Here is a 20,855-nt window from a genome sequence, read left to right as displayed (position 1 = left end):
GACATGAGCTCGCAATATCCAGTGTCTTATCAGCCTATTCTTGATATTCAATTTGAAGGGCTGCATTTAATTGAAGCTTCCGCGGGGACAGGTAAAACCTACACACTATCAAGTTTGATGGTACGGATTTTCTTAGAAAAATATCTCCCTAGCCAAGTGATTGCCACCACGTTTACCCGTGCCGCAGCTGCAGAACTTAAAAGTCGTATTCGCTTGCGTTTAGTCGAGGTACTTGAATACCTAGAGCCCTTTCGTGACGTATTGGAACAAGATATTCAAGCACAGGCATTACAGCAATCTGATCCATTAAAACAACAAGTCTTACAAAAGTTTGCGCCACGAATTGCCTATGCTTGCGAACGTCTCAAACTGGTGATTGATCAGTTGGATGAGTTATTTGTGGGAACGCTGGATAGCTTTAGCCAAAAGCTATTGCGAGAATTTGCCTTTGAAAGCGGCAAAATCGAACGAACAGAAATTACGGATGATGCGAAAAGTTATACCCGCCAATTGATTCATGATGTGTTGCGTGAGTGGATTCAAACCCAGCCGCAGCAGGTCATTAATGCCCTGTATAGTGTGGGTGGGCTGAAAAGTGTTGATCATTTTGTGGGGATGGTGGAAAGCTCACTGAACTTTAGCTCAGCACAATTTAAACTCCCTGCCATGCCTGAAATTGAGTTGGCACAATTAGAGCAGTGGCAACAGCAAACACAGCAGATTGAATTGAATACACTGGCTGACTACTTTCAGTTAGACGGTATGTATTACACATATATTAATGGCGCCTCTTTTCGCAATAATGCTTTTCATAAACTGTTTACCGAATCATTGCCAGTTTTGTTAGGGGCGATCGGGAGTGCAGAGAATGTGCAGGTTTTTGATGTTTATTTTGCCGATGCGCGTGATGCGGTATTTAAGTTTTTAGAAAAGCTCGAAAACCAAAAGATTTTTAAGAAATGTTCTGTCGACATTGCCGAAGGTTTTTATCAGCATCCGACACTATTGCAATTGCAATCGTTGTTTCAATCATTGCAACGTATACAGCAAGCGTTTGAGCAGCTACAGGTTTATCTAAAAGCTTATTTGTGTATTGAAGTAAAGAAGCGCTTGCCACAAGTGCTACAGCAAAAGGGTGAAACCACCTTTTCTCAGCAAATCAAAACCTTGTCTGATGCTTTAAAAGGAGAGCAAGGGCAGCGTTTTGCCGTGTTTGTGCAGGCTCGATATCCTTTGATCTTGGTCGATGAGTTTCAGGATACTAACCAAGATCAAGATGATATGTTAGCCAATATTTGGCGGCATCCGCAGCGTTATCAAAAAGGCTGCATGATTATGGTCGGTGACCGTAAGCAAGCGATCTATGGTTTCCGTGGCGGAGATATGCTGACCTTTCTGAATGCGTATCAGGATGTGATGTCCAAGCAGGGGCATGAATATAAACTGATTCACAATCATCGTTCTGTGAAAGAACTGGTTGAAGTGGTTGATGTGCTGTTTCAGCGACAGATAGATTTTGGTGAGCAGGTCATGTATGACCCAATTCAAGCAGGTTCACGACCACATCCAGCCTTGATTGAAAATACTCAATCTAATCCTGCACCTTTACGTTGGCTGCAATTGCAAGAGGGCAATGAACAGGCGACGCAAGTGGCTTGGCAGATCCAGACTTTATTGAATCAAGCTTATTTAAAACAATTGTATTTAGAAGCTGATGTAGCTACAGCAATTAACGAAGATGATATCGCCGTCCTTTCTCGTAGCCATCGCCAACTGGATGAAGTGCAATATGTACTAGAGCGCATGGGAATTCGTGTTAATCGACCTTCGAAACGCAGTGTATTTGATTCAGCGATTGCAAAAGATGTAGGTGCTTTATTAACGGCGTTACTTCATCCTTATGATGAAGCCAAGCTCAAACGTGCTTTGCTCAGTCGTTTATTCGGATTTGATTTAACCCGATTGTTGGCATTGGAACAGAGCGTAGAAGGGCTGAGTTATTATATTCAACAATTTGATGACATCCGTGAGATGTGGCTGAATCAAGGTTTTCTATCCGCATGGCAGCGTTGCTTAAACCAATTTGGTATTTGGCAGCAGTTGGTTGCAGCACAAAGTAAAGACAATGAGCGTGCGGTGGTAAATTTACGCCATTTGACAGATCTTCTGAGTCAGCATAGTGAACAGGTACAAGGTAGTCATAATCTGTATCACTGGTATTTAAAACAATTAAATTCACCTAGTGATCGGGAGTGGGAGCTAGAGCACAAGCTGTCTAACGAAGCAGGTGTACAGTTGATGACGATCCATCAGTCGAAGGGGTTGGAGTTTAAAATTGTCTTTTTGCTTGGCGCAAATAAAGCTTTTGCTGAAGTACAGAAAAGCTTAAATTTCTCCACCATAGAAATCCAATTGCCTGAGACAGGTCAAACTCGTATTCAACGTGTGGTTGCAGTGGCCGATAAAAACTTTTTACAGCAGGCCGAACTGGATCAGCATCAACAGCGCGCTTTAGCGGAACAAAATCGTTTGTGGTATGTGGCACTGACACGCGCGAGTCATCGTGTTTATGCAGTGTTCGAACCTGAAAAAGGGGATAAAAATAAGCACTCTGGTTTGGCGTTCTGGAAGAATCAAGGTGATGGCTTTCAGCATCGGTACAGTATGGAGCTAACCCCAATTTTAGAGCGGCCTCAGGCAGTACAGTCACAGCAAGCGCAGCAGCATGTAGTCGTCTCAGCACAGCCTTTACCTTCACAGCGTTTTTATGCACGTGGTAAAACTAGCTTTAGTTATTTGGCGCAACATTTAAAGCATAAAGCCAACCGTGTTGATCGCATGGCCAATATTGATGCAGATTTTGAGCAAGCAGAAGATGAGTTGAATCTTACTGAAATAGAAACCATATCAGGTGCTCAGCCGATTGCCTGGATTAAGCAGTATTTTCCCAAAGGGACTTTGGCAGGCAATTTCCTGCACGAAATTTTTGAACAAATTGATTTTCAGCAGCCCTCAACTTGGGTGGAGGAAATTCGCCGTCGTTTTAAAAATACCTATCAAAGTTTATGGCTAGAACTGTTGCAACAGTATCAACAACATTTTCCAGGGCAGGAGAATGCTGAGCAACAACTTTATCAATGGATTGCCGAATGGCTGCATGAGGTACTACAGACGCCGCTTAATCAAGATTTTCAATTGCAGCAATTAGATGCAGGACAATATTTATCAGAATGTCCATTCTATTTGGCTTTGTCAGATCGTGTGTTGGCCATGCAACGTGTACAACAACTGTTTGAAGAATACGGCATCGAAATGCCTGAGCTACTTGAAGCAAAATCTGCTCGTTATTTGAATGGTTCGATCGACTTGGTGTATTTCGATGGACAGCGTTACCATATTGCCGATTATAAGAGTAATTATCTGGGTGCAGAGCAGGTAGATTATCAGCAAGCTCAGATTGCTGAAAGTATGTCTCTGTCGAGTTATTGGCTACAAGCGGCTTTATATTTGGTGGCGCTGCATCGTTATCTGACGGTTAAGTTGCAAAATTACGATATGCAGCAACATTTGGGTGGTGCATCGTATTTGTATTTACGTGGGATGAATGGACAAGCTCAGCAGGGCTATTTCTATTGGAAGCCTGAGGATGAATTTATCTTGCGTTTGGATGCAATCCTTGGATATTTCTCTGAGGATAATGCTGGAAAAATGGTGTAGATAAAGTGTGTGAACTTAAATTAAACAAAAGCTTAGCTTGTGAATAACTCTGTTTATAACCTTGTGGACAAGCGTGTGGGTAAGTGTGAGGATAACTCTGTGGACAAACAAATCGGTCATCAGCCAGAACAAATGACTTGGTTAAATATGTGGAGTAATTACCTCGCACAAGCCCCATTTTCCCAATCAGCTAACGCTGCAGAAGTACTGCAACAATTGGTTGAAGCTAGTTTACAGGGTGATAGCTGTATCGAAGCCGATCGTGCACAGATCGAAGCACTGGCTGATTTGGCTATTTCGAGTGAAAATGCAATCACTCAAGTTGCCCCATGTGTCTATGATCAGCAGGGCTTGGCATTATACCGATATTGGTCCTTAGAGCAACGCCTCGCACAGCAGATTTGTCGATTAAAACGACAAACGATTCAGGTCGTGAATCCAGAAATTTTTCAGAACTTACTCAGCGATGAGCATCAACAAGCAGCGCTTAAAATGGTGTTGCAACAATGGCTGAGTATTATTACGGGGGGGCCTGGTACGGGTAAAACCTATACCTTGGCACGTATCATCGCGGCTTTAAACCAGACTATTCCAGATATTCGTATTGCCATGGCAGCGCCTACAGGCAAGGCTGCACAACGTATGCAGGAAGCATTACAGAACTCATTTAATGATCCAAAATTATTGGAATCAGGTTTAATTACAGATGAGTTGCGTAATCAAAACACTCAGACCTTGCACCGTTTATTGGGCATGGGCAATCGGCAGATTCCACGGTTTAATCCAAAACAGCCTTTGCCTTATGACGTGATTGTGGTCGATGAAGCATCGATGTTGGATTTAAGTCTGGCGACTTTATTATTTGAAGCAGTGCCTGAGCAGTGTCGGATCATCCTACTTGGGGATGCTAATCAGTTGGCCTCTGTAGATGTCGGTTCGGTTTTGGCAGATTTACAGCAAGTAGAAGGATTGGCAGAAAACCGCGTCCAGTTACAAACCAGTCGCCGTTTTTCTGCTGAGGCGAAAATTGGACAGTTTGCGAGGTTCATTCAAGCCCAGCAAGGTTCAGTTAAGCATGATGACGTACTTTTGAAGCTAGCGCATGACATTGTAGAAGCAGCACCATTGCAGGCAATAACGTTAAATACAGATATGTCAGATCATATTCAACTGGAATATCTACCAGAGCCGCATGGCCTTGATATTGAGTCGTATCAGCAAAAATTGATGTATGGATTTCAAGGCTATGTTGACGCCTTAAAACGTTATATGCATGCAGATGAAACAGCCGATTCTATTCAGTCCGTGATTCACGCCTTTGATGATTATCGAATTTTAACCGCTGTTCGGCATGGGGCATTCGGTATTGAACAACTCAATCGTTATGCTGAACATTGGTTAAACCAGCAACTCAAACAGGTCGCTGTAGGGGATTGGTATATCGGGCGTCCAGTGATGATGACGTATAATGATTATCAGCTTGGGATTTCCAATGGTGATATTGGCATTTGTTTTAAGCACCGTACTCAAGCACAGCAATTTGAAGTATTTTTTCCAAGTTTAAATAAGTGGATTGCAGCACATCGATTACCTCGTAGCATGCAGACTGCATTTGCTTTAACCATTCATAAATCTCAGGGTTCTGAATTTACCCACACAGCGATTGTATTAGATGCGCAAGCCGAAAAATTATTAAGTCAGGAATTGATTTATACAGCGGTGACTCGTGCTAAAAAAGTTGTGAGTATTTTGGCTGATTCAAATGCCTTACAGCAGGCATTGACGATACGCACGATTCGCCGTAGTGGTTTAGTGCAGAAGATCAATTTGAACAGATTGTGAACTTATTCTTCAGAATTCACCGTTTTGTAAGTAAAAGCTTACAAAGATTCGAGATATTGTCGCTAGAGCAAGCGCAAGGTTTTTGAGATTATGTACACACAAAGAGCCTAGCAAGGAAAGCTAGGTAAATCGCATAAATATAATAATAACGTCGTATGACAGCGAACTTACAGTGAAGTAAGTGATAAAAGAGGAAATTTACAGCCGCTAAGCCTTGTAGTTTTGGGAGAGACTACAGGGCTTTTTTATTTTTATACGTCATCTACGATAAAACCCTTATGATTCACAGGTTCAATACCCTACATATTTAATATGTGAATATTCATCTACTGTTTATGGAGGGTCTATTTCCGTGTGCTCTAGGGTTCAAATAAAAGGAAGAAATATAAATCTTATTGTCTGACAATTTTTTGTTATTATTAAGTTAAATGTTATACAGACTTGTACGTTTTTTCGTACACAGAGATAAGAGAAATGCTATTTTTCTCCACAATTGAATCTGACAGAATAGTCGGTATAGAGAGAGGGAAAAGCAAGATAAACAATAATAAAGAAAAGGATGTGTGTGAACATTCAGAGGGTTTGAATGGTGTAGGAAAAAAGAATAAAAAAATAATAAAATAGAAGAACAATGAAAAGTTTCAAGCGCAAAAGCCCAAGTTTAACTTGGGCTTTTTTATGCCTGTGATTTGGATGTCGAGCGCTTAGACCAAATCTGCTTCTGTACGGTCCGTTGCAAATAACGAACGACGTTGATTCTTTGGGATTTTCGGGCAGTTGGTCGAAATCTGATAAAGCGTTTTAGCTAAAGCGGGTAAATGAGTGCCGACTACAGACTTTCCTGTGCTCAGCAGCGATACGCTGATATCTCGCTCTGGATCTGCCCAGCATAGAATATTCGAGAAGCCAATATGGCCGAATGCCTGTCCTGTCATTGGGCCAAATAATCCTACTGGATTACTGCCGAGCATTGGTCCCAATGCATAACGCATCGGTGCCAATAGGGTTCGATCCAGACTAAGACCTGAGGTTGGGAGGGTAGAGCGGAACACCGTCTTGGCGCTCATAATCTGTTTGCCTTGATATTCGCCGCCGCTGAGTAACATTTCAAAGAAACGACCGGCCTGTTCTGCACTGGTATAAATGTTTCCAGCAGGACAAATGGTGTCCATGAAGCGGTTATCGTTCGTCACATCAACTGCGAGTTGGAGGCCACCACCAAGTACGTGATTGAGGTAGTGGTCTGTGCCTAATTTGGGATGGATCCCTGTCGCATAGTTCAAAGCTACGTCTGCACGATACTCAGGTTTTAAACCATAGTTGAAATAGTCTAGGCCCATTGGCTTTTCAATATGCTCAGCCAAAAACTCACGGACGCTTTGACCTGTTACACGCTGAACGATTTCACCCAGAATATAACCCGCAGTGACGGCATGGTAAGCAAGGTGTGTTCCTGACGGAGAAACAGGTTTCGCAGCGTAGAGTAGTTTTAAAATATCTTCTTGATTAAATAAAAGCTCTGGTGTGACCTCAGTGTCAATGCGAGGAATCCCACCACGATGGGAAAGCAAATGAAAAATCGTGGCACGACGTTTACCATTCACACCATATTCAGGAATGTAGTAGCTGATTGGATCAAGTAAATTAAGCTCTCCACGTTCATCCAACATATGGATTAACATGGCGGTAACCATTTTAGAGGCTGAGAATAGGCAGACAGGCGTATCTGGTGTTCCAATCTTGGCATCCGTTGCCAATCCCTCAGTTGAATTACCTTGCGCATAACCGATACTGCGGTTTAAAAGAATTTTCCCCTGACGACGCAAACATAAAGTAATGAGTGGATAATTGCCTGTTTTATACAGTCCTTCAACGCTGTGCCAAATCTTTTGGACCTGTGTTTCAGTCATGCCGCCCAATTCAGCTGAGACTTCATCTTTGCTGCGAATCACCTGATTTAAGTCATGTGGCACATAACAGGTATTAGTTGATAAGATTTTCACGATTCCCTCGCAATATTTTCGTTTTCTTTCTTCTCTGTCATAAATTGAAAACAGAATCAGGCTAGTGTGCCTATTTTGTACAACGCTGTCAGCTGCCGAATTGCCAGTGAACTTAAAACATTTTTGCAATATAACGATAGATCACTTAAAATAGGCGACTTGCTGTAGTGATGCACGGCAGTCGGTTGGTAACAACTGATCATTATCATTTTATTTTTGTAAGCATCTCGGAGAAATCGAATGGCTTTAACTAACACTGATCGCGCAGAGATCATCGCTAAATTTGCTCGTGCTGAAAACGACACTGGTTCACCTGAAGTACAAGTTGCTTTATTAAGTGCTCAAATCAATGATTTGCAAGGTCACTTTAAAGAACACAAACACGACCATCATAGCCGTCGTGGTTTGATTCGTATGGTAAACCAACGTCGTAAATTACTTGACTATTTAAATGGTAAAGATCACGGTCGTTATGTTGCTTTGATCGGCGCATTAGGTTTACGTCGTTAATTCGATTTTACTTTGTTTTCACTATTTCGCATGTTGTTATGCTTTATTGCTGAAAAGAGAGTTTCACCTAATTTACCTTAGGTGATTTTTAGAAGGGGCGCTTGTTCGCTCCTTCTTTGCGTTTAACTTTTTTAAAATTTAGTCTAGTGTGATGGCTTCTAAGCTTTGTCATTTATCTACACAGCAGTTGTAGTCTGAATGCCAAACCTTAGGGGTCTCACTAGAAAAAAAGTAGGAAAATACAATACATGTCAATGTTTAATATCATTCGTAAAGAATTCCAATTTGGTCAACACCAAGTTGTTTTAGAAACGGGTCGTGTTGCGCGTCAAGCAAATACAGTTTTAGTCACTATGGGTGGTGTGACTGTCCTTGTTGCAGTTGTTGCACAACCAAAAGCAAAAGCGGGCCAAGACTTCTTCCCGTTAACAGTTAACTATCAAGAAAAACAATATGCTGCGGGTCGTATCCCAGGTGGTTATGGTAAGCGTGAAGGCCGTGCTTCTGAAGCTGAAACTTTAATTTCACGTCTTATTGACCGTCCAATTCGTCCGTTGTTCCCAGAAGGTTATTTCAACGAAATCCAAGTAACAGCAACAGTTGTGTCTTCTGACAAAACGATGGACGCTGATATCGCTGCGATGCTTGGTGCTTCAGCTGCATTGTCAATTGCTGGTACACCGTTCCGTGGTCCAATTGCTGGTGCACGTGTTGGTTTAATCAATGGTGAATACGTTCTTAACCCGAATTTTGAACAACTTGCTCAATCTGATCTTGACCTAGTGGTTGCGGGTACAGAATCAGCTGTACTTATGGTTGAATCTGAAGCGAAAGAACTTTCAGAAGATCAAATGCTTGGCGCTGTACTTTTCGGTCATGACGAAATGCAAATTGCAGTTCAAGCGATTAAAGAATTTGCTGCTGCTGCGGGCGCAGTTGAATCGACTTGGGTTGCTCCAAGCAAAAACGAAGCACTTCTTGAGCAATTAAAAGCAGCTTTCGAAGCGAAGATTTCAGAAGCATATACCATTGCCGTGAAACAAGACCGTTATGCGGCACTTGATGCACTTTATGCAGAAGCGGTTGCTCAATTCGTTCCTGAAAATGACGAAACTGGTATTGCTGATGAAGTAAACGAATTATTCGAAGACCTTAAATACCGTACCGTACGTGACAACATCTTGTCAGGTAAGCCACGTATTGATGGCCGTGATACCAAAACTGTTCGTGGTATCGATGTACAAGTGGGTGTATTAGACCGTGCACACGGTTCTGCATTATTCACACGTGGTGAAACTCAAGCATTAGTTACAACGACTTTGGGGAATACACGTGATGCGTTGATGGTTGATACGCTTTCTGGTACTAAAACAGACAACTTCATGTTGCACTATAACTTCCCTGCATACTCTGTAGGTGAAACAGGTCGTGAATCTGGTCCTAAACGTCGTGAAATTGGTCACGGTCGTTTGGCACGTCGTGGTGTTCAAGCTGTTCTTCCTGCAGCTGATCGCTTCCCGTACGTGATTCGTATCGTATCTGACATTACTGAATCTAATGGTTCATCTTCAATGGCTTCTGTATGTGGCGCATCATTATCATTGATGGATGCGGGTGTTCCATTGAAAGCACCAGTTGCGGGTATCGCAATGGGCTTGGTGAAAGAAGGTGAGCGTTTCGCAGTACTTTCAGACATCTTGGGTGACGAAGATCATCTTGGTGATATGGACTTTAAAGTCGCAGGTTCTGCAAACGGTATTACTGCACTTCAAATGGACATCAAGATTGAAGGGATCACAGAAGAAATTATGGAAGTTGCATTAAACCAAGCATTTGCTGGTCGTATGCACATCCTTAATGAAATGAACAAAGTGATTTCACGTGCTCGCGCAGAAATCAGTGCAAATGCACCGACTTTTGAAGTGATCAACATCAATCCAGACAAGATTCGTGACGTGATTGGTAAGGGTGGTGCAACTATTCGTGCGATTACTGAAGAAACTAAAGCTGCGATTGATATCGAAGATAACGGTACAGTACGTGTATTTGGTGAAACTAAAGCGGCGGCTAAAGCTGCGATTGCAAAAATCCAAGCACTTACTGCTGAAGTTGAACCTGGTACGATTTACGCAGGTAAAGTCATTCGTATCGTTGAATTTGGTGCATTTGTAAATATCATGCCAGGTACGGATGGTTTGCTTCACATTTCACAAATTTCGAACGAACGTATTGCGAATGTGACTGACGTATTGAAAGAAGGTCAGGACATCAAAGTGCAGGTTGCAGATGTTGACAACCGTGGTCGTATCAAATTAACGATGAAAGATATTGAACAAGCTTAATTAAGCCAATATCCAAATCTAAAAAAGCGCATTGTTTAAACAATGCGCTTTTTTATTAAATGAATGATTGTTATAGCTATAAAAAACCAAAACTATAAACATAAATTTTCTTTATATTAGACATTAGTCTAATGCTTTAATTGCGGTACACACAATTAACGTAGAATTCTCCCACTTTCCGCTCCTACCTGTGTTTATAAGGGTTTAGATAGACAGTCGGAAGTCTATTTGTCATCTCAATATGAAGGAATATCGCGCATGCACGTCGATCATGTAGCCACAGGTCAAGATGACCAACAGCCGCCAAAGAAACCAAAATTTTATCAAATTCTCTATGTGCAAGTGATCTTCGCAATTGTTGCAGGGATATTGCTCGGTCATTTCTTCCCAGAATTTGGTGAAAGCTTAAAACCACTAGGCGAAGCTTTCATTAAATTGGTAAAAATGATTATTGCACCTGTGATTTTCCTGACTGTTGTGACAGGTATTGCTGGGATGAAAAATCTCGGCAGTGTTGGTCGAGTGACAGGGAAGGCGATGATCTACTTTCTGACTTTCTCAACCTTGGCTTTGATTGTCGGTCTGATCGTCGGGAATGTGATTGAGCCAGGTCATGGTTTGAATATTGATCCAAGCACGTTGCACAGTACAAAAGTTGATGAATACGCAGCAAAAGCGCACGAGTCGACGATTACGGGCTTCTTGATGAATATTATTCCAGATACCTTGATCAGTCCATTTGTATCAGGTCAAATTCTTCAAGTCCTCTTTGTTGCGGTACTATTTGGCTTGGCTTTGGCGAAATCAGGTGATTTAGGTCGTCCAATCACTGATTTTCTACAGCAACTCACTACGCCAGTATTTAATTTAGTCGGTATGTTGATGAAGTTTGCGCCGATTGGTGCATTCGGTGCCATGGCCTTTACTATTGGTGCTTATGGAATCAGTTCGATTGGTAATTTGATGTTATTGATTGCGACCTTCTACATTACCGCTTTACTGTTTGTCATTATCATTTTAGGTGCAGTGGCACGCTATAATGGTTTCTCGATTATTGATTTGATTCGTTATATTAAAGATGAGCTCTGGTTAGTGCTTGGAACAAGCTCATCAGAAGCTGCATTACCATCGTTAATGGCGAAAATGGAAAAAGCGGGTTGTGAAAAATCTGTGGTTGGTCTGGTGATTCCAACGGGTTATTCATTTAACTTGGATGGTACTAATATCTACATGACATTGGCGGCATTGTTTATTGCACAGGCATGTAATATTGAGCTGACTTTAACGCAACAGATTACGATTCTTTTGGTGGCAATGTTAAGTTCTAAAGGCGCTGCGGGGATTACAGGTGCGGGCTTTATTACCTTGGCTGCAACACTTTCGGTTGTTCCCGCAATTCCTGTTGCAGGTATGGCATTGATTCTCGGTATTGACCGTTTCATGTCAGAATGTCGTGCATTAACCAATTTAGTCGGCAATGCTTGTGCAACAATTGTTGTTGCAAAATGGGATAATGCTTTAGATAAAGAGCAATTAGACAACGCTTTGAAACATGGCATTGTTGAGAAAGACGCTTAATTCCTTATATTGTTAAAAGCCTCCATGTGAGGCTTTTTTTATATTTGATGATGTTCTTGCTCTGTAATATCCATAGCTTTTTATACAGCTTCGTGGCAGCATTTCTTTCATAGCTATTCAAATTTCTATTGTCCTATGCAGCTTTATTATTTTTATCGCCATAACAGTGAAAATACAATTTTTATCAGTACGGAACAACAAACAGAACATACGCTTGAATTCTTATGGGTCGATAGTCTAAGACAGGATATGGTGAATCACACCGAGTCTTGGCAGAAAAAAATCTATGACTGTACTGGGCTAGTTTTGAATGAATTCCATATGCGGGATTTACTCAATATTGAGCATCCTTGTGCCTTCGATACGGTTGAAGAATATGACCTGTTGGTGTTTCGCAAGTTGATTAGTCCAGATGACCAGATTCTTGAAAGTGAAAATGTACTGGAAGCGCATGAAAGTGTTTTTGGTTTGGCGACCACACCCATGAGTTTTATCTTAACCCCCACGGTTTTGGTGAGTGTGAGAGAGCAGGGCAATCAGGCGGTAGAAAGCTATATCCAACGTATCCAAGTGATTATGGGACGACCGAGTACCGAGCAGAATAAACCACGTAAGTTAGCCAGCACCCCCGCAGATTTATGCTTACGCTTATTGAATAGCATGATTGATGGTTATCTGAATTTACGCACGCCCTTAACCCGTCGTGTCGAATATTGGCAACAGCAGCTCTTACAGGGCAATCGCCGTTTTAAGCAATGGCATCAATTGTTTCATGAAGATATGGCTTTTCAACAAATCGAAAATCTGTGTGAGGAACAGATCGAGACTCTGCAAGAGTTTAGAGATGAATTGGTTGATAATTATCATCATGTCGTTGGAGAGCATAAGCAGCATAAAGCGCAAGATATTCTACTGGTGCGTTTGAATGATCTGATGAGCCATGTCGAGCGAGTACAGAAGCATACGTTACGTTTAAGAAATGCGATTCAATCCGCTATCGATTTACACTTTTCTGCAATTGCCAATCAAACCAACGAGAACATGCGCATCTTGGCAATCATTACTGCCATCTTTGCACCGCTGACTTTGCTAACGGGCGTGTATGGCATGAACTTTGAGTTTATTCCAGGACTAAAATCACCTGTCGGTTTTTGGATTATGCTGGGTGTGATGCTGATGAGCACCGTATTCTTGCTGTATTACTTTTATCGACAGCATTTGGTTGGACGTGGTGAACGCAGCGTGATTGATTTGCTGGCGCAGCAGCATAAGCAGCGTAATTTTAATTTGTTGTGGTTCTTGGATTATGAACCGATTAAGCAAACACTGAAAGAAGTGGAGAAAATGACCAAGCTGAAATAGTCTGGGCTTGGTCATTTGCAGGATGGCTTAATGAAAATGTTTGAGCTGTTTACGTAAGTGCTGGACTTCATCGATTAAATCCAGCATCACTGCTACTGCAGATAAGCTTGCATCAAAGTCACGTTGTAAACGGTATGCACGTCTCGCCCGACTCACATCTTCACCAATAAATTGATAACTTTGAGGATCAACGGTGATCTGCAAAATATCATAATCAATCAGCTTTAACACCCAGTCGGTACTTTGGCCACATGCTTCTGCAAAGTGTTCAAGATCAAGTGCCAATTGCTCATCAATGATTTCAACTTGATAATGACCGTCGTATTGAATTTCTTTGTATTGAATGGTTGTCATGATCTTACTCCTTATGAGGCACGTGGTTGGAATGCAGCAAAGGCATCGGCAAACTGTTGATAAGCCTGCTGCTCTTGCTCACTGTGCGCTGGCGGTAAAACAATATTAATAATCAGGTATAAGTTTCCTGCAGTCTTGCTTGGAATCCCTTTATCTTTTAAACGAAGCTGCTGCCCATTTTTAGCATTTTTAGGTAAGTTGACTTTGAGTTGTCCAGCAGGAGTGCGAACCTCAACACTTTGTCCTAAACCTGCTTCCCAAGGACTGACATCAATGGTTTGGTAAACATCAGCACCTTCAACACGGATTCGGTCGCTATCTTTGTATTGGATCTCAATGTATAGATCACCATTTTCGCCGCCATTAACACCGCTCTGACCTTGACCATTTAAGCGAATTTGTTGGCCTTCCTTCATTCCTTTTGGAATTTTAACCTCTAAGGTTTTACGTTGTACCTCAGGTTCACCATAGACGTTATAAGTTGGAATCTGTAGGGTAATTTGTTGAGTTGAGCCATGATAAGCAATATCTAAATCGACTTGAATGCTGGCATGTTGATCTTCACCACGATAGCTACGTTGTTGGCGCTGAGAGCGTTGTTGACCTCCACCAAAGCCAGAACCAAAACGGCCAAATAAGTCTTCAAATCCACTAAAGTCAGCACCATCGCCTGAACTTTGGCGATAGAACTGTGAACCGTCAAAACCACTTTGATTGCCTTGTCCAAAATTAGAGAAACCTTGTGGATGATCCAGCATCTGATCATATTCAGCTTTTTTAGTACCGTCACTCAAAGTGTCATAGGCGACATTAATCGCCTGCATTTTGGCTTCAGCATCGGTTTCTTTGCTAATGTCAGGATGATATTTACGTGCCAATTTTCGATAGGCTTTTTTGATTTCATCTGCTGAGGCGTCTCTTGAAACACCCAGCTCTTCATAATAATTTTTTGCCATGATCTATAATAAATATAATGATGTGTTTGTTTTATTATGAAACGAATCCAAGAGATTTCAATGGATTCGATTGTATAAGACTTGTTCTGTTTGGCTAAAAACTACATCGTTAAGGTTTTTAATGTGGACTTGATGTCGATTTTAAATAAAGGTATCGATTAGTCCATAGAGCGCGATCAAGACCAATAGAACACCACATAGTCCCAGAATCTTCGGATAGATGCTGCTTTGAGATAGGCTACGGAAAAACAGATACACCAACGACAACGTGAGGAAATCCAAAATAATCCACGTCACAGTCAGTAGGCTTAAACTGAAATTGATATTCGGTGAGATGTTAATAAACTGCGGAAAGAATGCAGAGAAGAAAATAATATCTTTCGGATTGGAAATTCCCACGAGAAAGCCTTTTTTAAAGCCGCCACTTTGTGCTGACACAGTTTGGATGGTAGTTGGATGTGCTGCCTGAAGCACTTCTTTAATAATGCTATAACCCAGATAGGCAATATAAAGGCAACCTAATATGCGAATGGCTTTTAGGTAGTTTTCATCAATGGTGAGAAAACCCTTGAGAATGAGTACGGAAATAAAAATCAGGATTAAAGAGGCGAAGTTGGTTCCAAAAATTGTCTCTAATGCTTTTTTATAGCCACCCTTAAGGCCGGCACTGGCGACCAAAATCATCACAGGGCCAGGCGTGGCAATCAGTACAACCACACTGATGATAAACAGCAAGTATTCGAAGTAATTCATAAGGCAAATTTTAGGTCTATGTTATTGGGAGATTTGCAAATTGTTTTATCGCATAGACCTTAATACAAAATAAAAAAAGACGGAAGCCCGTCTTTTTTTATTTTTTAACATTTAGTCAATTAACTTAAATGTTCACCGAACAAACCTAAAGCTTCTTCTGCGGTAAATTCATAACGTGTATTACAGAACTGACAATCCATTTGGATCGGGTTTTGCGCTTCTAAAGTTTCATGAACTGCAGTAACGCCGATTTGGATCAAGGCATTGGCACAACGTTCTTTCGAACAAGTACAACCAAACTTTAACTTCTCAACTTCAGGTAAACGCACTTCTTCTTCGTTATACAAACGATAGAGGATTTCATTTGCTGATAGATCAGTCAGCTCTTCCGGCTTAAGGGTTTCAGTGAGCATGGTTAAACGTGGCCATAGATCTTCATCAACCAACTTTTGCTCTTCTTCATCATTACGAGGAAGTAACTGAATCAATAGACCACCCGAACGTTGGTTATTGGTTGCCAATACAATGTGGGTTGGGATCTGTGCAGACAAATCGTAATACTGTGTCAAACAACCTGCCAAGGTCGGTTGATCTAGTGGAACGATCCCTTGATAGCGTTCGCCGTGTTCAGGTTCAATGTTGATGAACAGCACTGGGTTGGTTAAAGCCGCAAGCACAGTACGACTGTCGCTACCTTCAACGAAACGAGGATCTTCTTCGTAATCCGCCAATGCGCGAACTTCACCCAAATGGTTGCACTCAGCCATCGCCCATTTAAATGTTCCATTTGCTTGGATCTGTAAGCTAATACGGCCACGAATCTTGAGTGTACTGGCAAGTAAGGCTGTTGCACTGAGCATTTCACCTAACAGGCTTTGTACTGCAGGCATATATTCACGTTGCGCCAAAATAGTTTGAAGCGCTTCTTCTAAATGCACTACTTCACCGCGAACAGGGCAGTCTTCGATAAAAAAGCGTTGGCGTAAATCAGACATATTTTTCTCCAGTACCCCCTAAGGGGAAAACAAAGCAACGCTTTGCCTTGTAAAGCACTTCAGGCTTTATAAAAAGGTGCATGGTTATGCAGTCAATAATGGTGTCAGTTTGCCAAAACTCAAGATGTTTCATTGAGTGAATTTGCATCACTTTGTGTGTTTTGATCATTGCTCAAGCGATCTGATCTTAAAGTTTTTGTGTTTTCAAACAAATACTCAAGTTCTGCAATCGCACTTGGATAGTTTTCAAGAGCATCTTGTTGATCATGGGACCAATGTTGCTGCATGAGCAGCTTTTCATCTTCGTGTTTAAAGCGCTCAATTTGAATATGTGCATCTTCAACGGAGAGACCCGTTTCAATCAATGCCTGTTGTGCCATATTTAACGATGAAGCATAGGTTTCACGCCAAATATGCTGTACGCCTAAATCATTGAGTAAATGCGCATGATGGCGGTCACGTGCTCGTACAAACAGGGTTAAATCTGGATAGTTCAACCGTAGATGCCGCGCCAGATTCATACTGTCTTCAACATCATCAATTGCAACAATCAATAATTTGCAATATTCAATGCCTGCTGCACGTAAGTTCTCGACTTGGGTGACATCAGCATCAAAGAAACGATGTCCATATTGTTCAATAAAATCAGCATCGGGTTGATTGCTATCAATGACACTGAATTGTTTGCCTTGTGCGTGTATGGCCCGTGCGATGACTTGTCCAAAACGGCCAAAGCCCAAAATAAGAATCGGGTGTTGAGGGACATCGTCAATCTGTACTGCCACTTGTTTTTGCAATTTTGGCAAAACTTTTGAATCAAATAACCAATATAGCAGTGGGGTTAATAGCATTGAACCAAACACAATGAGTAAGGTCGGTTGCAGAAGATCTTTGGTCAGCATGTTCTCACTTTCTGCTAGCTTGAGCAGAATAAAACTGAGTTCGCCGCTTTGCGCCAAGGTGATTGCAAACAGGGTGCTGAGCTTGGCATGGCGTTGTTGGTAATAGCTGATTGCTGTAACAACAGCAGCTTTGATCACAACTAAACCAAAGATTGATGCGATGATCAATAATGGTGTTTGGATAAGGGGTTGCAGTGAAAGACCCAAGCCAATCGCCAGAAAAAATAGTCCTGTTGCAGCATCTTTAAAGGGTTCAAGAATGCGTTCAACTTCACTTTTAAATTCTGTCTCTGCCAGTAATAAGCCCCCGAGAAATGCACTAATTAGCATATGAATATTTAAAATATCCATGATGAGGATGACAGAAAGTAAGACCAATAAACTGAGTACAGGAATGAGGTGAATACTATTTTTCCGTGCTAAGAAACGGAATGCCGGGCGCACTAAATAACGGCTGGCTAAGAATAATCCTGAAAATGTCGCGATGATTGCTGCAAAATAGGCAATGCCATGCCGTGTAGAAGCAGTGTCTTCGAGTAATGGAAATAACACAATCAAGATGACGGCAACAAAGGCTTGAAATTGCAAGGTTGCTAAAGTTGCTTGGCCTAATTTGTTATTGAGCTGCTGTTTTTTTTCTAGGAGTTGTAATGGTAAAGCGACTGCGGATAGCGCTAAAGCACATCCGAGAATTAAACTGGTTAGCACATCATTAAACAGTAAAAAACATGCGCCAATCAGAACAAGAGTAATGATTAGGAGTTGTAATCCGCTGTTTTTTAGAATGCCTCTACGCTCGAGCCAAAGTTGTTGTGGTCGAAAAGCAAAACCGACAAAGAACATGACTGCAATCATACCAAAATGCAGCAACTGATTGATGAGTTGAGGATCTTCAATCAGGCCCGAAACACTGGAGCCAAGTAACAGTCCTGCGATCAGATAACCCAGAACAGTGGTGGAGGCATAGCGTTTTGCTAATGGAGCAAAAATTAAAGTCGCAGCCAGTAATAAAATAATCGGTAGCAGTAAAGACATTGAATGCCTCAAATTTTTCTATTTTGTCTAGACTAACTCAAATGAGTCGTCTGTAAAAATATGGTATTGGAAAACGTTCGATGACTTGAACACGCTCAGACTAAGCCTCTAACTAAACTCTTGCGGATCAACATCAATCGATAGCCTCAGTAGATGCTGGCGAGGTAAGTGTACGACGTGTTGCCACCATTGGCGCAAATAAAAATGCAGTTTTGCTCGATCGCTAGACAAAATCACCATATGTGCACGATAACGGCCTGCTTTACGTTCCATCGGTGCGGGAATCGGTCCCCAAATGTCGACTAAATCTCCAGCCATTGTCCGCAATTGTTGTGCAATATCCGCTAAGAATTGTTGGCTATAGTCGCGATCTTTAGATTCAACCCGAACCAATACTGCATAACGATAGGGTGGTAACATCGCGATTTTACGATCAGCCAGCATTTGTTTGGCGACAGTACGGTAGTCATGCTCAATTAAAGTGGTCAACATCGGGTGATCAGGGCGCAGACTCTGTAAATAGACACTGCCTTTATGCTCGCCTCGACCAGCACGACCAGCAACTTGTACAATCAGCTGTGCGGTACGTTCAGGCGCGCGTGGGTCAACACTGAGCAAGCCTGCATCAATATCTAAAATCGCAACGAGCGTCACATGTGGGAAATGGTGACCTTTGGCCAGCATTTGTGTGCCCAATAAAATATTGGGTTTATTTTGCTGAATGCGATCATAAATTTTCTGCCAGCTACCCACTTTGCTGGTACTGTCACGATCGACCCGAATCACTTCATGGTGAGGGAATAACTCTTGTAGGTGTTCTTCAAGTTTTGCTGTGCCTGCACCAATGGTTTTTAAGCTTTGTTTTTGACATGCAGGACAATGATCAGGCAGACGATTGATGGTGCCGCAATGATGGCAATGCAAATAATGATAAGGCTGTGAATGTAGGGTAAAGTGCGCATCACAGTGTGGGCAGTTGGCTTGCCAGCCACAGCTTTCACACATCAGAATCGGCGCATAACCGCGTCGATTTAAAAAGATCAGCACTTGTTCTTTACGTTCTAACGTATGCTTGATCTGTTCGATGAGCGTTTGGCTCAGTCCGTGTTTCTTTTTTGCGATTTTTAAATCAACCACATGCATTTTCGGCAGTACAGCCACGCCCGCACGTTGATTTAGTTCAAGCAAATGTAATTTGCCCGACTCCACTAAATGATAACTGTCGATACTAGGTGTTGCCGATCCGAGGATGACAGGGCAGTTCTGTAAATGACCACGATATAAAGCCACATCACGGGTATGATAGCGGAAACCTTCTTGTTGTTTGTAAGAGAGGTCATGCTCCTCATCCAAGATGATTAAACCAAGCTGAGGAAGCGGGGTGTAAATTGCAGAACGTGTACCAATAATAATTGAGGCTTTACCTGTTTGCGCATGTTGCCATGCCTGTAAGCGTTTCGAGTCATTTAAGCCTGAATGGAGCAAGGCCACATCACAATGAAAACGTGACTTAAAACGAGCGACCGTTTGTGGCGTCAGGCCAATTTCAGGCACCAGTACCAACACCTGTTTACCTTGTTTTAATACCTCATACATGACTTGCAAATAGACTTCAGTTTTACCGCTGCCGGTCAAACCATCCAATAAAAATGCTTGGTATTGATGCTGTGCTTTGAGAATCTGTTGAATCGCTTTTTTCTGATCATCATTGGGTGTCAAAGGCACTTGCGCCAGTTGCACAGGTGTGGGGGTGAAATCATGCGGTTCCAGACAGCACTCAACCAAGCCTTTCTTTTCCAGTGCTTTCAGGGTTGATGTTTCTACACCACTTAGATTGAGCACGTTTTCAGTAGTGCCATGTGGATGCAGTTTTAAAACCTGATAAGCATCATATTGTTTTTGAGAGCGTTTTAATAAGGAGGCTGGGTCTTCATGCGGTGTGATCTTCCATAAATGAAACAGGATATCCAAGGCGCGACCTTGTCTTAATAAGGTAGGTAGGGCACTTTGCATCACCTCGCCAATCGGGAATTGATAATATTGGGCTGACCATGTCAACAAAGTTAAAACTTGTTGGTCTAGAATCGTTTCCTGATCAAGTAATTCTGTGATGGCCTTAAGTTTGAATTGTCCTGTAAATACTTCGTTAGGATCAACTTTCTCGGTAATGATCCCAACAAGATTCTGCCGACCAAAAGAAATCGCGACACGTGCACCGATTTGAGCTTGAGCGTACTGCTCAGCACTGACCGTGTAGTCAAACGTGTCATACACATAAACGGGTATTGCAACTCGAATACGGTACAAAATAGCGTTAGAATTTTCGGTAGGCATATAGGCTTCATTCATATAAGGGGCGATTGACACTTCAGCCTTTAGGTTGTGTTATTGACTAAAACAACTTATACAAGGCATGACTGCATGTCATGGAATTATGCTAAAGTGCGGAGTGTTATGTCGATGAATTTCTTGTGAAACTCACGTATTTCATTGCAAACACGGATGC

General features: G+C 41.9%; 13 protein-coding genes. 6 read left to right on the top strand and 7 right to left on the bottom strand.

Translation table 11 applies throughout. From position 1 onward, the window contains the following. Positions 1-3: 3 nt before the first annotated feature. Together GBI66_RS06600 and recD are read left to right on the top strand one after the other, a co-directional pair. On the top strand, positions 4-3,717 hold the full coding sequence (locus GBI66_RS06600; protein ID WP_151715561.1) for a UvrD-helicase domain-containing protein: 3,714 nt from the start codon (positions 4-6) through the stop codon (positions 3,715-3,717). Between the two features lie 132 nt (positions 3,718-3,849). Then, positions 3,850-5,559, top strand: a complete 1,710-nt coding sequence (gene recD / locus GBI66_RS06595) for an exodeoxyribonuclease V subunit alpha (RefSeq protein WP_215901024.1) — start codon at positions 3,850-3,852, stop codon at positions 5,557-5,559. A 704-nt stretch (positions 5,560-6,263) separates the two neighbouring features. Here the strand turns inward: recD and GBI66_RS06590 are convergent. Next, positions 6,264-7,562: a serine hydrolase gene (locus GBI66_RS06590; RefSeq protein WP_151715559.1), complete on the bottom strand. Its 1,299-nt coding sequence runs from the start codon at positions 7,560-7,562 to the stop codon at positions 6,264-6,266. 240 nt (positions 7,563-7,802) lie between these two features. Between GBI66_RS06590 and rpsO the strand changes: the two genes are divergently transcribed. The 4 genes from rpsO (at position 7,803) to GBI66_RS06570 (ending at position 13,354) form a co-directional block, all read left to right on the top strand. Then, positions 7,803-8,072: a 30S ribosomal protein S15 gene (gene rpsO, locus GBI66_RS06585; protein ID WP_005154935.1), complete on the top strand. Its 270-nt coding sequence runs from the start codon at positions 7,803-7,805 to the stop codon at positions 8,070-8,072. Positions 8,073-8,326: 254 nt separating this feature from the next. Further along, positions 8,327-10,414, top strand: coding sequence for a polyribonucleotide nucleotidyltransferase (pnp, locus tag GBI66_RS06580; RefSeq protein ID WP_171067193.1), 2,088 nt, complete (start codon positions 8,327-8,329; stop codon positions 10,412-10,414). Between the two features lie 258 nt (positions 10,415-10,672). Then, a complete protein-coding gene (locus GBI66_RS06575; protein WP_005192041.1) occupies positions 10,673-11,992 on the top strand; it encodes a dicarboxylate/amino acid:cation symporter in 1,320 nt (439 codons plus the stop codon). A gap of 135 nt (positions 11,993-12,127) precedes the next feature. Beyond that, a complete protein-coding gene (locus GBI66_RS06570) occupies positions 12,128-13,354 on the top strand; it encodes a magnesium transporter CorA family protein (protein WP_151715558.1) in 1,227 nt (408 codons plus the stop codon). 27 nt (positions 13,355-13,381) lie between these two features. On the opposite strand, the gene GBI66_RS06565 is transcribed toward GBI66_RS06570, so the two are convergent. The 6 genes from GBI66_RS06565 to GBI66_RS06540 all read right to left on the bottom strand — a co-directional run bounded on the left by GBI66_RS06565 (position 13,382) and on the right by GBI66_RS06540 (position 20,683). After that, positions 13,382-13,708 (bottom strand): chaperone modulator CbpM, encoded by a 327-nt coding sequence (locus tag GBI66_RS06565; RefSeq protein ID WP_005192045.1) that lies wholly within the window; start codon positions 13,706-13,708, stop codon positions 13,382-13,384. 11 nt (positions 13,709-13,719) lie between these two features. Beyond that, a complete protein-coding gene (locus GBI66_RS06560) occupies positions 13,720-14,664 on the bottom strand; it encodes a DnaJ C-terminal domain-containing protein (protein WP_151715557.1) in 945 nt (314 codons plus the stop codon). Between the two features lie 141 nt (positions 14,665-14,805). Beyond that, a complete protein-coding gene (locus tag GBI66_RS06555) occupies positions 14,806-15,417 on the bottom strand; it encodes a LysE family translocator (RefSeq protein WP_151715556.1) in 612 nt (203 codons plus the stop codon). 119 nt (positions 15,418-15,536) lie between these two features. Beyond that, positions 15,537-16,412, bottom strand: coding sequence for an Hsp33 family molecular chaperone HslO (gene hslO, locus GBI66_RS06550; protein ID WP_151715555.1), 876 nt, complete (start codon positions 16,410-16,412; stop codon positions 15,537-15,539). 119 nt (positions 16,413-16,531) lie between these two features. Beyond that, on the bottom strand, positions 16,532-18,349 hold the full coding sequence (locus GBI66_RS06545) for a cation:proton antiporter (protein WP_151715554.1): 1,818 nt from the start codon (positions 18,347-18,349) through the stop codon (positions 16,532-16,534). Between the two features lie 108 nt (positions 18,350-18,457). Further along, positions 18,458-20,683, bottom strand: coding sequence for a primosomal protein N' (locus GBI66_RS06540; RefSeq protein ID WP_373885779.1), 2,226 nt, complete (start codon positions 20,681-20,683; stop codon positions 18,458-18,460). Positions 20,684-20,855 lie beyond the last annotated feature (172 nt).

Origin of the sequence: Acinetobacter sp. TUM15071 (assembly GCF_008980925.1) — a bacterium.
GTDB classification, from domain to species: Bacteria; Pseudomonadota; Gammaproteobacteria; order Pseudomonadales; family Moraxellaceae; genus Acinetobacter; species Acinetobacter dispersus.
This window is presented reverse-complemented; position numbering and strand designations above follow the sequence as displayed.

Bases quoted from the DNA above. Each gene is read 5' to 3' on its own strand.
- GBI66_RS06600 (WP_151715561.1), top strand. From the start codon at position 4: ATGAGCTCGCAATATCCAGTGTCTTATCAGCCTATTCTTGATATTCAA.
- recD (WP_215901024.1), top strand. From the start codon at position 3,850: ATGACTTGGTTAAATATGTGGAGTAATTACCTCGCACAAGCCCCATTT.
- rpsO (WP_005154935.1), top strand. From the start codon at position 7,803: ATGGCTTTAACTAACACTGATCGCGCAGAGATCATCGCTAAATTTGCT.
- pnp (WP_171067193.1), top strand. From the start codon at position 8,327: ATGTTTAATATCATTCGTAAAGAATTCCAATTTGGTCAACACCAAGTT.
- GBI66_RS06575 (WP_005192041.1), top strand. From the start codon at position 10,673: ATGCACGTCGATCATGTAGCCACAGGTCAAGATGACCAACAGCCGCCA.
- GBI66_RS06570 (WP_151715558.1), top strand. From the start codon at position 12,128: ATGCAGCTTTATTATTTTTATCGCCATAACAGTGAAAATACAATTTTT.
- GBI66_RS06565 (WP_005192045.1), bottom strand. From the start codon at position 13,708: ATGACAACCATTCAATACAAAGAAATTCAATACGACGGTCATTATCAA.
- GBI66_RS06560 (WP_151715557.1), bottom strand. From the start codon at position 14,664: ATGGCAAAAAATTATTATGAAGAGCTGGGTGTTTCAAGAGACGCCTCA.
- GBI66_RS06555 (WP_151715556.1), bottom strand. From the start codon at position 15,417: ATGAATTACTTCGAATACTTGCTGTTTATCATCAGTGTGGTTGTACTG.
- hslO (WP_151715555.1), bottom strand. From the start codon at position 16,412: ATGTCTGATTTACGCCAACGCTTTTTTATCGAAGACTGCCCTGTTCGC.
- GBI66_RS06545 (WP_151715554.1), bottom strand. From the start codon at position 18,349: ATGTCTTTACTGCTACCGATTATTTTATTACTGGCTGCGACTTTAATT.
- GBI66_RS06540 (WP_373885779.1), bottom strand. From the start codon at position 20,683: ATGCCTACCGAAAATTCTAACGCTATTTTGTACCGTATTCGAGTTGCA.